Genomic DNA, 13,889 nt, shown 5'->3' with positions numbered 1-13,889 from the left:
GAGGCCCGCAATGACGCGCACGGCGAGAACCGCCACCAGTGACGACGTCTGGTCCGACGAGGAGCTCGCCGAGGTCCGCGAGCGGCTGCGGCACGAGATCGAGGAGCTGCGCTCCGACATCGCCCGGGCGGAGGAGCAACTCGCGTCCGGGGACGTGAGCCAGGGCGCGGGGGACGATCCGGCGGACGCCGGGGCCAAGACGTATGAGCGCGAGCGTGAGATCGCCCTTACCCTGAATGCGCGCGACCTGCTCGCGCAGAACGAGCGGGCGATCGCCCGCGTCGAGGCAGGGACTTACGGAGAGTGCGAATCGTGCCACAAGCCGATCGGCAAGGAGCGTCTTCGGGCATTCCCGAGGGCGACGCTGTGCGTAGCGTGCAAGCAGCGGGAGGAGCGCCGCTGAGCGGTGCGCCGGCGCGGCCCGACCGCGCGCGGAAGATCGCTCTCCTCGTTGTCGTGGCCGCGGTCGTGTACGCCCTCGACCAGGTGAGCAAGTTCCTTGTCGTGGAGTTCCTGGAGCACGAGGAGCCCCTCACCGTCGTGCCCGGCGCGCTGGTGCTGACCGTGATCCGCAACGCCGGCGCCGCCTTCAGCATCGGCACCGGCATGACGATCGTGTTCACGGTGATCGCCCTGGCCGTCGTCGTCGCGATCGTGCGTACGGCGCGGAAGCTGCACAGCCTGCCGTGGGCGATCACGCTCGGCCTTCTGCTGGGTGGCGCGCTCGGCAACCTGACCGACCGCATCTTCCGCTCGCCGGCCCCGTTCCAGGGGCATGTGGTCGACTTCATCCAGGTGTTCCCGGTCACCCGGTTCCCGGTGTTCAACCTCGCCGACTCGGGCATCGTGTGCGGCGGCGTGCTCGCCGTGTTCCTCGCCTGGCGCGGCCACCAGATCGACGGAACCCGCCAGACGGACGAGCCGGTCGAGGGCCGCGAACACACCCACGCGGAGGGCGAGGCGGACACGCAGGCCGGCGAGCCGGCGGGGGAGCGGGCCGATGGGTGACCAGCGCAGCCTGCCCGTGCCGGACGGCCTGGAGGGCGAGCGCCTCGACGCCGCGCTGGCCCGCCTCTTCGGCTTCTCCCGCACCCGCGCGGCCGAACTGATCGCCTCCGGGGACGTGCTGGTCGACGGCGCCGTCCCGGCCAAGTCCGACCGCGTCCACGCCGGGGCCTGGCTGGACGTGACGATCCCGCCGCCGCCCGCCGCGCCGATGCCCGTGGCCGAGCCGGTGCCGGGCATGACGATCCTGTACGAGGACGACGACGTGGTCGTGGTGAGCAAGCCGATCGGCGTGGCGGCGCACCCGACCGTCGGCTGGACCGGCCCCACCGTGATCGGCGGCCTGCTCGGCGGCGGCCACCGGGTCTCCACGAGCGGCGCGGCGGAGCGGCAGGGCATCGTGCACCGGCTCGACGCCAACACCACCGGCGTCATGGTCGTCGCCAAGAGCGAGCGGGCCTACTCCCACCTCAAGCGGGCGTTCAAGGAACGCACGGTCGACAAGCGCTACCACGCGCTCGTCCAGGGGCACATGGACCCGCTGCGAGGCACCGTGGACGCCCCGATCGACCGCCACCCGTCGGGAGACGGGCGCTTCGCGGTGGTGGCGGGGGGCAAGGACTCGGTCACGCACTACGACACGATCGAGGCGTTCCGGGCGGCGTCGCTGCTCGACATCAAGCTGGAGACCGGCAGGACCCACCAGATCCGGGTCCACATGGCCGCGCTCAGGCACCCGTGCGTGGGCGACCTGCTGTACGGCGCCGACCCCACCCTCGCCGCCCGCCTCGGGGTGGGCCGGCAGTGGCTGCACGCGGTCTCGCTGTCGTTCGAGCACCCGGCGACGGGGGAATGGATGACCTTCACCAGCGACTACCCCGCGGACCTGGCCCACGCGCTGGAGATCCTCGCGGACGAGGGCTGAGCCGGGCGCTCCAGGTCCCCGGCCCCTGAGCGGCGCGTCTCGCCCCGGCTCCGGGGGAGGCGCCTGTGCGCCAAGGCCCGGCCGGGCGGAGGTCAGGCATCCCAGTCGGTCTCCGGCTGGGTGTAGCCGTCGGGGATGTCACCGACGTCACCGAGGTCGTCCGTGGTGGCCTCCTGGCCCTCGCCTTTTCCCTGGCCCCCACCCGTGCCCTGGGACGGCTTGGCGCTTCCGCCGCCGTTCCCGGGCTTGGCCGCGGAGGGCTTCCCCTTGCCGTTCTGCTTCGCCGGGGGAGACCCCTTGGGCTTGCCCGCGCCCTTGGACGCGGCGCCGGTGGGCTTGTCCTTGGGCTTTCCCCTTCCGGGCTTCTCGGGTGGCCTCCCGGCGGGCCCGCCGCGATCCTCCGCACGGTGCCCGCCGGCGGCGCCGCCCGCTGGGTTCGCCACCGGCTGGGTGGTCGTCTTCTCCGCGTCGCGGCTCTCGGTCCGCTTGCCGGTCTTGGCGGCCTCGGCGGTCTTGGGCTCGGCGGTCCTGGTCGCGAAGACCGTCACCGTGGGCGTGCTCACCACGGCGGTCCCCCTTGGGTCGGCCGGAAACCTGGCGGTGGCGAACGCGATGGCACCGGCCGCCAGCCCGACGAGCGCGACGAGCGCTCCGGAGCTCGCCGCCAGCGCCCAGGGCCTGCGGCGTCCGCTCAGCGGCACGGGGGCCGGGACCGGCGTCGGGGTGTCCTCGCCGAGGGGGACGTGCGCGGGCGTGGAGACGGAAGCCGCGGGCGAGGTGTCGAAGACGGGCATCAGCCGGGCGAGCCGGGGCGGCTGCCGCGGACGCGGCACGACAGGGTCGGTCACCTGGCCGGTCGCCACGGCGTGCAGGTGCTGCGCGGCGTAGTCCGCGGTCATCCTGCGGGCCGGGTCCTTGATCAGCAGGCCCTCGATCACCGGTGCCAGCGGCCCGGCGTTGCGCAGCGGGCCCGCCTCCTCGTACATGACCGCGGCGAGCGTCGCCAGCGCGTGACCCCGGTGGAACGGCGAGCGCCCCTCGACGGCCATGAACAGCGTCACCCCGAGCGACCACAGGTCCGACGCCCGCTGCGCCTGCCGTCCCGCCGCCCGCTCCGGTGCGATGAACGCCGGGGTGCCGATCAGCATCCCGGTGCGGGTGACCGGCGAGTCGTCCTCCATCGCTGCGATGCCGAAGTCCGTCAGCACGACCCGGCCGTCGTCGGCGAGCAGCACGTTGTCGGGTTTGACGTCCCGGTGCAGCACCCCGTTCGCGTGGGCGACGCGCAGTGCGGCGAGCACACGGGACCCGATCTCCGCCACCCGCCGCGGCGGCAGCGGGCCCTCCTCGCGGATGACCGATCCCAGCGTCCGGGACGGGATCAGTTCGAGGACGATCCAGGGGTAGCCGTTCTCCTCGAAGGCGTCGTGCACTGCCGCCACACTCGGATGGCTCAGCCGTCCGGCCGCCCGGGCCTCGCGGAAGGTCCTGATGGTGAAGACCTCCCGCTCCGGCCCGGTGAGCTCGGACGACGCGAGCAGCTCCTTGACGGCGACCTCCCGTTCGAGCACCTGGTCGACGGCTCGCCACACGGTGCCCATGCCGCCCCGCCCCAGCGGCTCGATCAGGCGATAGCGTCCTGCCACGACACGTTCGGAGGTCTGCGCTTCAGCCATGATTGTCGCGCTACCCGTCTTGGGCGAACGCATGCGACAACATTGCTGTTCTGGGGCGAAATCCCCCTTGAACTGCGGATCTTTACCGAATCGTTATCACGGTTGGAAGGTGCGGGTGGCCGCGCCGGAAGTGGCACGGGCTGCCGACGTCGCAGGCCTTCGACGGCGCGGCGCAAAGGTGGCCGCGCCTGGCGCATAGGTGCGTTCAGGTGCGGCCCGCATGCGGTGCCCGGGCTCGCTTCCGCTCGATCCGCCCGCTGGAGCCACCCCCGCTGGATGACTCACCGACCGGCCCAAGCATAACGACAAGGGTTGATATCCTCAGTTGGAGATGTCTCGCTGCGACGAACTCGAGAAAACGCTCTGAATGCTCTAGAAGGTATAGGCGTCTGTTACGAAGTCGTTCACATTGGTGCACCAGAGAGTGGCTTGCCCGGCGCCCTTCCTCTGTGAGGTGGACTTAGTGTATTCTTGGCCACCGCTGGCCGACTCGCACCAGATGCGGAAGTACCAATAGGTGCTGGCGCTGACAGCGCAATTGACGTGCGCACCATAACGGTATACGCCGACTCCGCCGTCCTCGACATAGCTGATGGAGCAGCCGGAGACCGCGTGGGCGGTCCCTGTGGTCGCGAAAGTCGTTCCGATGGCGACAGCGGTGGCGATAAGGCCCGATGCCAGACGCTTGTACTTCACGAGACCTCCACATTCATCTGAACGGTGCTAGTGAACAGTTACCTGCGTTCTGCCAACGACTAGAAAATATGTTCTCCGCCGGTGCGGGATCAAGAGATTTCTGGTAAGCGTTCTTGCCGAGTGAAGGTTCCGGCGCGGTGCGCCCGCTCGCTTTGTCATCCGGCGCGGTGCGCCCGCTCGCTTTGTCACCCGGCCTCTGGCCGGAAAGTGGAGGTGAACATTCGGAACCGGGACAGGGCGGAAGTCCATCGGGTGTCCGCGACCTGCCAATAGAGCATGATGGACCGGCCGTCGTCGAGCCTGAAGGCGCGGTCGAGCACCCGCACCTTGCCGGAGTCGGTCATGTGGGTGAACTCCCAGTCCGCGGAGGGAACACCGAGGTAGTTCCCGGACGTGATGCTGATGCGCTCGTAGCCGCGCAGGTAGCCCTTCTTGGTCGAGGCCGCCTCGACCGTGCGCAGCGCGTCCGCCGGGTCCGTGGTCTCCCAGGGGGTGAAGTCGACCTGCAGGTAGTCGCGCCCGCTCGGGGCGTGGAAGCGCACGCGGGTGGCCTCCCTCTGGAACGGGACCCAGCCGGCGGGCAGGGCGATAGAGAAGCCCAGCGGGTCGCGGTGGGTCTCCCACCCCTTGGGGGGCTTGACCGTCGCCGTCGTCGGATACTCCGCGGAGGGCTCGTCCGACGGCTCCTCAGACGGCTCCTTCGAGGGATCGTCCGCCGGCTCCGTCGTCGGCTCCTCCGACTGCGACGCGGGCGACTCGACGGAGGCGCTCGGTTCGGTGTCCCCCGGCGTGTTGTCGGTGCCCGTGGTGGGACCGATCTCCGTAGGCGTGAGCCCCTCGGCGACGCTCCCGCCGCCGGCCAGCGAGCGGTAGCCGTACCAGCCGCCCGCGACGACGGCCACGAGCAGCAGCGGTAACAGGACGAGCAGGGTCACCTTGGCCGCGGAGCCGCGTCCCGGAGGGCGCGCACCCGGCGCGGCGTACGGGCCGGGGTGGCTCCCGGGCGGGACGGCGGGCCCGCCGGGACCCGCGTACCCTCCGTGGCCGTTCGGTGCCGTCGGGTGGCCCGCCATACCCGCGCCGCCGGGGCCGGGCGGCCCGGCAGGACCGGTGCCCCCGGGCCAGGGGGCGGAGCCGCCGGACTGGTGCGGGACGCCGTAGGGCTGGGCGCCGTACTGGGGGCCGTACGGGGGCTGCGACGGCCCGGACGGCGAGCCGCTCCACGCGCCGGGCTCGGGCCGGTTCCCCGGCAGATCGGGGGCGGCGTGTCCCGGGCCGGCCGTCAGGGCGGCGTTGAGCAGGGCCGCGGCCTCGGCCGCGCCCATGCGCCGGGCCGGGTCCTTGCGCAGCAGTCCTTCGAGCACCGGCGTCAGGGCGCCCGCCCGCTGGGGCGGGGCCGGGTCGTCGTGCAGGATGGCCGCCATCGTGGCCACCGGGGAGTTGCGGTCGAACGGGGTCCTGCCCTCGACCGCGGCGTACAGCGTCGCGCCGAGCGACCACAGGTCGGACTCGGGGGTCGCCGGCTCGCCGTCGAGCCGCTCGGGCGGCATGAACGCGGGGGTGCCGGTGATCCCGCCGGTCATGGTCAGCGCGGCCTCCTCCGGCATCGTCGCGATGCCGAAGTCGGTGAGCACCACCCGGGTCTCCCCGTTGAGCAGCACGTTCTCCGGCTTGACGTCCCGGTGCAGCACCCCCGCGGCGTGCGCGGTGCACAGCGCGTCGAGCACCTGCAGGCCGATCGCGGCGACCCGGCCGGGCGGGAGCGCGCCCTGCTCGCGCAGCACCTGGCCCAGGGACACCGACCGCACCAGCTGCATCACGATCCAGGGACGGCCGTCCTCCTCGATGACGTCGTGGACGACGACGACGTTCGGATGGTCGATGCGGCCCGCCGCCCGCGCCTCACGGATGGTGCGCCGGTTGAACGTCTCCCTGTCCTCTTCCGAAGTGGGGTGGTAGAGCACCTCTTTCACTGCCACCGTGCGGTCGAGCAGGTCGTCGTGGGCGCGCCACACGACGCCCATGCCTCCGCGGCCGATCGGTTCGAGCAGGTGATATCTGCCCGCGACCCGACGCTCCTCGTCCACCCTGTCCTCCTCCAAACCCCCCTGAATGGTCCCACAGCCCGGCGCGCGGCCGTCCGTCTTCGATCTCACGGAACCGGCGCCGGTGGAGGAACTCGCAGGTCGGGCCGGTCGGCCGTGGCCGCCGCCGAGACGGGCGAAGCCGATGCTCAGTTGTTATCGGACGTTACAAAAGGACGATTCGGTCGGTCACTCCCACATTGACTTGCGGAAACGCCATTGCTCACAGTTTCGGCTCGAGTGTGGTTATGTTTCGCGATGGCTTGTCCGGTTTATTCCCTTCTAATACTGTCCGCAGTGACTTTGTCGTTTCCCGGACGGGTGCTCCTCCGAGACCTCCCCGTCCCCCCGCCTGGAGGCTAGATGCGGTTACGCACGCTGTTGTGCGGAAGATCCCCTTACGGCATGGCGCTCGGCACCGCGGTCCTGGTGTCGGCCGCGCTCACGCTGACGCCCGCGGCCCCCGCGCAGGCCGACCCGGCCGGCGCGGGCAAAGCGCCGGGACGGTGCAGCACCGACCCGAACGCCCGCCTGGGCACGGTGCCGGCGCCCGAGCAGTTCTTCGGCTTCCCGCTGGGCAAGGGACAGTCCCGGGTGCTCACGACCGAAGAGATCAAGAAGTACGTGGAGGCCGTGGGAGGCGCCTCGGACCGCGTCGTCACGGGCACCGTGGCGCACAGCGTGACCGGCCAGGAACTGCCGTACGCCATCGTGTCCGACTCCCACCACATGGTCCCGGGGCAGCTCAAGAAGATCGCGGACCAGATCCGCTCGCTGCGCGACCCGAGGAAGCTGAAGGCGGACAAGGCGGCGCGCATCGCCGACGACTCGCCCGCCGTCGTCTGGATCGCCGGCAACGTGCACGGCGGCGAGAAGAGCGGCGCCGACGCCGCGCTCAAGACCCTGTACGAGCTGGCGAGCGGCCTGTCCTGCGACGTCGCGAAGCGCAACGACAACCTGGTCACGGTCATCGTGCCGACCCAGAACCCCGACGGCCGCGACGCGAGCCGCAGGACGAACGAGTACGGCTTCGACCTCAACCGGGACTGGTTCGCCCGCACCCAGCCGGAGACCGACGGCAAGATCGAGATGCTGCGGAGCTATCCGCCGCAGGTCTTCGTCGACGCGCACGAGATGGGCGGGCGGCAGTACTTCTTCCCGCCCAACGCCGACCCGATCCACCACGAGATCGCCGACCAGCCGGTGAACTGGATCAACCGCATCGGCGCGGCGAACGCCGCCGGCTTCGGCTACAACGGCGCCTGCGGCGGCGCGGTCACCACCGAGTGCTACTTCAACTACGCGACGTACGACCTGTTCTACATGGGCTACGGCGACAGCGTCCCTGCCGCGGGCTTCGGCGCCGCCGGGATGACGTTCGAGAAGGGCAGCACGTCGGCGGTCGAGGACCGGGTGCAGCAGCAGTTCAACACCCAGTGGGCGACGACCGGCTGGGCCGCCGACAACAAGCGCGAGGTCCTGAACGGCTACTACTCGATCTGGCAGACCGCGCTCGCCGAGGGGGCCGCGGGCGCCCTGGAGCCCAACGAGGTCGTCCAGCCGTCCAACACCGTCCGGTTCCCGGTGCCCGACATCTCGATCCGGTCGTACTTCCTGCTGCCCGACCGGCAGCTCGGTGACGTGCGCCGGCTGGTCGAGCGGCTGCGCCGCATGGACGTGGAGGTCTACCGGGTGAGCAAGCCCGTGAAGGTGCCCTCCGCGCGGGTCTTCGGCGGCCGGACGGCCAGTGACGTGACGGTCCCCGAGGGGGCCTACTGGATCCCCATGGACCAGCCGCAGAAGCATTGGATCCAGGCGGTCATGGGGGAGGACCCGTACGTCCCGTTCCCCTACTTCTACGACGTCTCCTCGTGGAGCAACCCGCTGCTCGCGGGCGTGGACGTCATCTCCACCGGCGACGCGCTGTCGCCGAAGGCCGCCCTCGTGAAGGACGTCGACGGCGGCGTGGCCTCCGCCGCGCCCAAGGGCGGGTCGTACTCCTACCCGATGGACTCGGCCGCCGCCTCCGAGCTGACCTTCCGGCTGCTCGGCGCGGGTGTGCCGCTCACGCGCGACGACCGGACCGGGGTGGTCGGCCTGGCCGCCACCGCGATGAACCGCGGCGAGCTGGACAAGCTCGCCCGCTCGCTGGGCGTGACGGTCGAGGGCGGCAGCGCCCCCGCCTCCGGCGCGGCGCTGCGCACGCCCGACGCCGGCCTGTTCGCCGGCACCGGCGTGTCCACCACCTCCGGGTCGTACGGCGAGGCCCGCTACGTGCTCGGCGACCGCTGGGGTCTCGACCTCAAGCCGGTGACCACGGCCGACGTCAACGGCAACACCCCGGCCTTCACCGAGCGGACCGTCCTGCTCGTCCCGGACGGCAGCAGCTCCAACGGCGGCCTGACCGAGCAGGGCCTGGCCAACCTCAGGCAGTGGGTGGCCGCGGGCGGCACGTACGTCGGGCTGCGCAACGAGGGCACCCGGGTCGCCAGGGCCGCCGGCCTCACCTCCACGACCGAGAAGGCCAAGCCGACCGGCTACCAGGTCATCGGCTCGCACTTCCGGGTGGACGTGGAACAGGGCAGCCCGGTGGCGCTCGGCCGGCCGGCGGAGGACTTCCAGTTCAACAACGGCGACCCGATCCTCAACCCCAGCCAGACCGGGGTGAACGTGCTCACCTACCCCACGGATGACACGTTCTGGTCCAACGGCTACACGGTGGGGGCGGAGGCGCTCAAGGGCACGGCTTCTCTCGTCGACGAGCCGACCGGCGCGGGACACGCCGTGCTGTTCGCGTACAACCCGCTGTTCAGGGCGTACAACGAGAACGGCATCCACCTGCTCGCCAACGCGCTGCTCTACCCGGCGGGCGCGTCGCAGGCGTCGCCCCAGGCGAAGCAGCGGATCGCCGCGGCGCCCGACCCGCTGCGCATCGCCGCGGCGACGACGGAGGAGCCGCCGAACCTCGGCGGGGAGTGGCGGCCGATCGTCATCCAGGTGGCCGACGCCGACCTCGCGCGGACGCAGGCGGTGGTCGAGCGCTACACGGACACGGCTCAGACCGCGTCCGCGGACGGCTCGTCCTACATCACCATCCCGAACCCCGACGGACTGTCCGCCGACGAGCACCCGTTCGTCCGCGACCTCGTCCGCGACCTCGGCGCGGCGGGCATCCCGCTCCGCTCCGTCGTCGCCTGATCCCACGTAAGACACCGGGCCGGGCGGCCGGTCTTCCGGCCGCCCGGTTCTTCGAAAGGAACCTCATGACCTCGTTCCGCTCGCGCCGGGCGGCGCGGCTCGGCGGCGCGGCCCTCGCGGCCGCGCTGCTCGCCGCCACCCAGGCGACCACGGCTCTGGCGGCTCCCGGCAACCCCGGCGCGCCGCGCTACTCCGCGGGCGCCCCCTCGCTCGGCGACCCGTACTTCCCCGACCAGGGCAACGGCGGCTACGACGTGCGGCACTACGACGTCACGTTCTCCTACGACCCCGCCACCAAGGTCATGGACGCCACGACGGTGATCACGGCGGTCGCCACCCAGGACCTCGACCAGTTCGACCTGGACTTCCGCGGGCCGGAGATCACTTCGCTGAAGGTGGGCAAGCATCCGGCCGACTACCGGCGGGACGGGCAGGAGCTCGTCGTCACGCCGCGGCCGAAGCTCAAGACCGGGGAGACCTTCACGGTCACGGTGACGTACGCCGGGACGCCGCCGGTCGTCACCGACCCCGACGGCTCGATCGAGGGCTGGGTGCCGACCGACGACGGCGCCTTCGTGCCGGGCGAGCCGCAGGGCGCGCCGGCCTGGCTGCCCTCCAACGACAGCCCCGCGGACAAGGCGACGTTCACCTTCCGCGCGACGGTCCCCGAGGGCGTCACGGTGGTCGGCAACGGCCGCCTGGTGTCCAAGACGACCGCGAACGGCAAGACGACGTTCGTGTGGGACTCGGCGGAGCCGATGGCGACCTACCTCGCCACCGTGACCCTGGGGAACTTCGTCGTGAACGAGACGACCACGCCGAGCGGCATCCCGGTCTACACGGCCGTGGACCCGCGGCTGGCGACCCAGTCGGCCGCGGCCGTCGCGCAGATCCCCGGCATCCTGGAGTACTTCTCCTCGATCTTCGGGCCGTACCCCTTCAACCAGGCGGGCGCCATCATCGACCGCGCGCCGGACGTCGGCTACGCCCTGGAGAGCCAGACCAAGCCGATCTTCTCCAGCGCGCCCAGCGTCGGCACGATGGCGCACGAGCTCGCGCACCAGTGGTACGGCGACAGCGTGAGCGTCGGCAAGTGGTCCGACATCTGGCTCAACGAGGGCTTCGCGACGTACGCGAGCTGGCTGTGGACCGAGCACACCGGGGGCGCCACCGCACAGCAGACGTTCGACAGCTCCAGCAACTACGGCCGGGCGGCGACCTCGTCGTTCTGGCAGATCGTCACGGCCGACCCCGGCCCCGAGGACATGTTCGGCAACGTGCCGTACAACCGCGGCGCGATGACGCTGCACGCGCTGCGCGGCAAGATCGGCGACGCCGCCTTCTTCACGCTGATCAAGGACTGGACGACCCAGCACCGGCACGGCAACGCGAGCACCGCCGACTTCATCCGGGCGGCGGAGAAGGTCTCGGGCATGGACCTGAAGGCGTTCTTCGACGTGTGGCTGTTCCAGAAGGGCAAGCCCGCCTCCTGGTGACCCTCCTCCGGCGGCTCCCGTTCGCGGGAGCCGCCGGTTTCTTCGGCGTACGCGGCCGGGGGAGCGGCTCAGGGACGCAGGTGCAGGGCGAGCTGGATGCGGTCGCGCAGGCCCAGCTTGCGCAGCACGCTGGACACGTGGTTCTTGACCGTGCCCTCGGTGATGAACAGGCGCGCCGCGATCTCCCTGTTGGCGGCCCCGGCGGCGACCATCCGCGCCACCTCCACCTCGCGGGCCGACAGCAGCTCCTGCCCGTGGAAGGCGACCGGGTTCACCGGCAGGTGCCGCAGCTCGGCGACGAGCCGGGCCGCCACCGGGCTGCCCAGCACGGTCTCCCCGCGGCTCACCCGGTGCACGGCCGAGACCAGCTCCTCCGGCGAGCAGTCCTTCAGCAGATAGCCGGTCGCGCCGCCGCGCAGCGCGCCGAAGATGTACTCGTCCTCGTCGAACGTGCTGAGCACGACGACCGCCACCTCCGGATGCTCGGCGGCCAGACGGACGATCAGCTCCACGCCGTTCATGCCCGGCATCCGCATGTCCACGAGCGCCACGTGCGGGCGGCGGTCGCCGATCACCCGCAGCGCCTCGTAGCCGTCGGCCGCCTCGCCGACGACCTCGACGCCGTCCTCGACCTCCAGCAGCTTGCGCAGCCCCTGGCGCAGCAGCGCCTGGTCGTCCACCAGCACCACCCTGACCGGCGTCATGCCCGCACCCCCGACAACGGCAGCTCGGCGCGCAACTCGAACCCGCCGCCCGGCCTGTTGCCGCCGGCCAGCGTGCCGCCGAGCGCCCTGGCCCGATCCGCCAGCGACGACAGCCCGAAGCCGCCGCGCGACCGGTCGTCCCTGCCCGTTCCGTCGTCGCTGACCACGAGCGCCACCCGGCCGTCGCCGAACGTGAGCGTGCCGTGCACGTGCTCCGCCTTCGCGTGCCGCAGCGCGTTGGTGAGCCCTTCCTGCAGCACCCGATAGAGGACGAGCTCGGTGTCGGCCTCCAGCCGCCGCTCCTCGCCCCGCACCTCGAAGCTCACGCTGATGCCGGTGCCGTCGAACGACGCCGCGAGCCGTTCGAGCGCGGCGCCGCCGACGCGGCCGTCCAGCGCGAGCGGCCGCAGCGCGCGCACCCAGCGCCGCGCGTCGGCCAGCGCCTCCACGGTGAGCTCCTTGGCCTGGCGGACCTCCCCCCAGGCGGCGTCGGGGCGGCGCTCGCGGAACCGCTCGGCGTTCTCCAGGCCCATCTTGATAACGGTGAGGTGATGGCCGACCGAGTCGTGCATCTCCGCCGCCATCCGCGCCCGCTCCTCGGCGACGGCCAGCTCCCTGATCCGCTCCAGCAGGCCCTGGGCCTCCTCGCGCCTGCGCCGCGCCTCCAGTGTGGACGCCGCCATGCCCAGGACGAACGCGGAGAACACCGCCATCGCGGTGGCCTGGACGATGCCGTTGGCGATCGTCGACCCGAGAAGCGGGGGCACGAACACGGAACCGACCACGACACAGGACAGGATGGCCGTCGCGACGCGCATGCCGTACAGGAACGCGAGGTTGGCCACCGCGAGGAGGATCAGCGGCAGGTGGGTCTCCCGGGAACCGGTCATCCCCAGCAGGATCGTCGCCGCGAGGAACAGCGGGGCCACCCAGAGGCGGCCCCGCGCCCGGCTCCAGGGCAGCGCCGGCCAGAGCACCGCGAGCAGCACCAGGTCCGCGCCGAAGAGCACATGTAGCGGGGTGGCGGCGCCGGTCACGACCCACTGCGCGAGGCCGGAGGTCAAAATGGCCGTCATCGCCCAGAACACGAGGTTGAACAGGAACGGCCGGTCGGCGTCGCGAAGCCAGTCGAAACGCGCCATGGTCTCGACCCTAGAGCGATTCGGGTCGGACGCAATCGCCCATCGGAACCATGACCATGGTCATGCCCGCGTCTATCCGCCGCTCGATGTGCCGGAAAGCAGGGCGAATCTAGCGTCTCGCCCATGAGAGCCACTACGCCCGTGTGGGCTGTGTCCATCGCCGTCGTCGTGATGTTCATCCAGGCGTTCATCGGCCCGCTGATCGTGTCGCTGCTGACCGACGATCACGGCATCCTCGTCCAGACACTGAGCGCCCTGTCCGTGACGCTCGTCTCGCTCGCCCTGGTCTACGGGGTCCGCCGGTTCCTCGGCGGTCAGCGCTGGTCGGGCGTACGGCTGACCTGGTCGTGGAGCGCCTTGTGGCAGGCGCTCGCGGGGTTGTTCGCCGGAGCGGCGGCCGTCGCGTCCGCCCAGGCGCTCGCGGTGGCGCTGGGCCTGACCACCTGGCTGCCGTGGACGGAGCAGGGCGCGGTGCTGCTGCGGTATCTGCCGTTCGTGCCGGCGATCCTCATGCTCGGGCAGGCGTTCCCCGAGGAGCTGTTGTGGCGGGGGCACGTGTACGACACGCTGTCGGCCCGGCTGTCCCCCGGCGCGGTGGTGATCACGGTGTCGGCCGTCTTCGGCGCGCTGCACATCATTTCCCAGAGCGCGGCCGACACCCTCGCCGAGAGGCTGCTCTACGTCGTGATGGCCACCGCGCTCGGCTTCGCGTGCGCGGTGGCCCGGCTGCGCAGCGGCGCGGTGTGGATGGCGGTGGGCGTGCACACCGGCCTCCACGTCGGCTTGCGTCTGGCGGCCACGCAGGTCACGAACTACGGAGTGCAACTGGTGCTGATGTCAGGCGCCCTCATACTGGCCGCGTGGGTGATCGACGTCGTGTATCGCGCGCGTGCGGATCGCGAGCCGGTGCCCGCCCCTCAGCCGGTCCGCGAGTAGCGGCGGGGCCGCGCCCGCCCGCCCGCT

11 protein-coding genes are annotated in these 13,889 nt (G+C 71.6%); 6 read left to right on the top strand and 5 right to left on the bottom strand.

The window, feature by feature from the left end; translation table 11 throughout:
* The first annotated feature begins 10 nt into the window (after positions 1–10).
* From ACIBK1_RS25615 to ACIBK1_RS25605, 3 genes are read left to right on the top strand one after another with little or no spacing between them, the layout of a single operon-like run.
* Complete coding sequence (locus ACIBK1_RS25615) at positions 11–403, top strand: TraR/DksA family transcriptional regulator (protein ID WP_030509064.1); 393 nt, start codon at positions 11–13, stop codon at positions 401–403.
* Positions 404–456: 53 nt separating this feature from the next.
* Positions 457–1,008 carry a signal peptidase II gene (gene lspA, locus ACIBK1_RS25610; RefSeq protein ID WP_231513950.1) on the top strand — a complete coding sequence of 184 codons (552 nt, stop codon included), beginning with the start codon at positions 457–459 and terminating at the stop codon, positions 1,006–1,008.
* Positions 1,001–1,930: an RluA family pseudouridine synthase gene (locus tag ACIBK1_RS25605; RefSeq protein ID WP_030509066.1), complete on the top strand. Its 930-nt coding sequence runs from the start codon at positions 1,001–1,003 to the stop codon at positions 1,928–1,930. The genes lspA and ACIBK1_RS25605 overlap by 8 nt, the downstream gene beginning before the upstream one ends.
* Before the next feature lie 92 nt (positions 1,931–2,022).
* Here the strand turns inward: ACIBK1_RS25605 and ACIBK1_RS25600 are convergent, their stop codons facing one another.
* The 3 genes from ACIBK1_RS25600 to ACIBK1_RS25590 all read right to left on the bottom strand — a co-directional run bounded on the left by ACIBK1_RS25600 (position 2,023) and on the right by ACIBK1_RS25590 (position 6,389).
* Positions 2,023–3,606, bottom strand: coding sequence for a serine/threonine-protein kinase (locus ACIBK1_RS25600; protein ID WP_396738201.1), 1,584 nt, complete (start codon positions 3,604–3,606; stop codon positions 2,023–2,025).
* Positions 3,607–3,978: 372 nt separating this feature from the next.
* Positions 3,979–4,302, bottom strand: coding sequence for a hypothetical protein (locus tag ACIBK1_RS25595; RefSeq protein ID WP_156080972.1), 324 nt, complete (start codon positions 4,300–4,302; stop codon positions 3,979–3,981).
* Positions 4,303–4,487: 185 nt separating this feature from the next.
* Entirely contained in the window at positions 4,488–6,389 is a 1,902-nt protein-coding gene (locus tag ACIBK1_RS25590) for a serine/threonine-protein kinase (RefSeq protein ID WP_396738198.1), read from the bottom strand.
* Between the two features lie 360 nt (positions 6,390–6,749).
* Between ACIBK1_RS25590 and ACIBK1_RS25585 the strand changes: the two genes are divergently transcribed.
* Complete coding sequence (locus tag ACIBK1_RS25585; protein WP_396738195.1) at positions 6,750–9,584, top strand: M14 family zinc carboxypeptidase; 2,835 nt, start codon at positions 6,750–6,752, stop codon at positions 9,582–9,584.
* Between the two features lie 65 nt (positions 9,585–9,649).
* Positions 9,650–11,080, top strand: coding sequence for a M1 family metallopeptidase (locus tag ACIBK1_RS25580; protein ID WP_030509070.1), 1,431 nt, complete (start codon positions 9,650–9,652; stop codon positions 11,078–11,080).
* A gap of 68 nt (positions 11,081–11,148) precedes the next feature.
* Here ACIBK1_RS25580 and ACIBK1_RS25575 read toward each other — a convergent pair whose 3' ends face one another.
* Both ACIBK1_RS25575 and ACIBK1_RS25570 read right to left on the bottom strand, forming a co-directional pair.
* On the bottom strand, positions 11,149–11,784 hold the full coding sequence (locus ACIBK1_RS25575; RefSeq protein WP_030509071.1) for a response regulator: 636 nt from the start codon (positions 11,782–11,784) through the stop codon (positions 11,149–11,151).
* Positions 11,781–12,926 carry a sensor histidine kinase gene (locus ACIBK1_RS25570; RefSeq protein ID WP_051761884.1) on the bottom strand — a complete coding sequence of 382 codons (1,146 nt, stop codon included), beginning with the start codon at positions 12,924–12,926 and terminating at the stop codon, positions 11,781–11,783. The genes ACIBK1_RS25575 and ACIBK1_RS25570 overlap by 4 nt, the downstream gene beginning before the upstream one ends.
* A gap of 123 nt (positions 12,927–13,049) precedes the next feature.
* Here ACIBK1_RS25570 and ACIBK1_RS25565 point away from each other — a divergent pair, with 123 nt between their 5' ends.
* Positions 13,050–13,862, top strand: a complete 813-nt coding sequence (locus tag ACIBK1_RS25565; protein WP_396738190.1) for a lysostaphin resistance A-like protein — start codon at positions 13,050–13,052, stop codon at positions 13,860–13,862.
* Positions 13,863–13,889 lie beyond the last annotated feature (27 nt).

Origin of the sequence: Microbispora rosea (genome assembly GCF_044460045.1) — a bacterium.
Lineage (GTDB): Bacteria > Actinomycetota > Actinomycetes > Streptosporangiales > Streptosporangiaceae > Microbispora > Microbispora rosea.
This window is presented reverse-complemented; position numbering and strand designations above follow the sequence as displayed.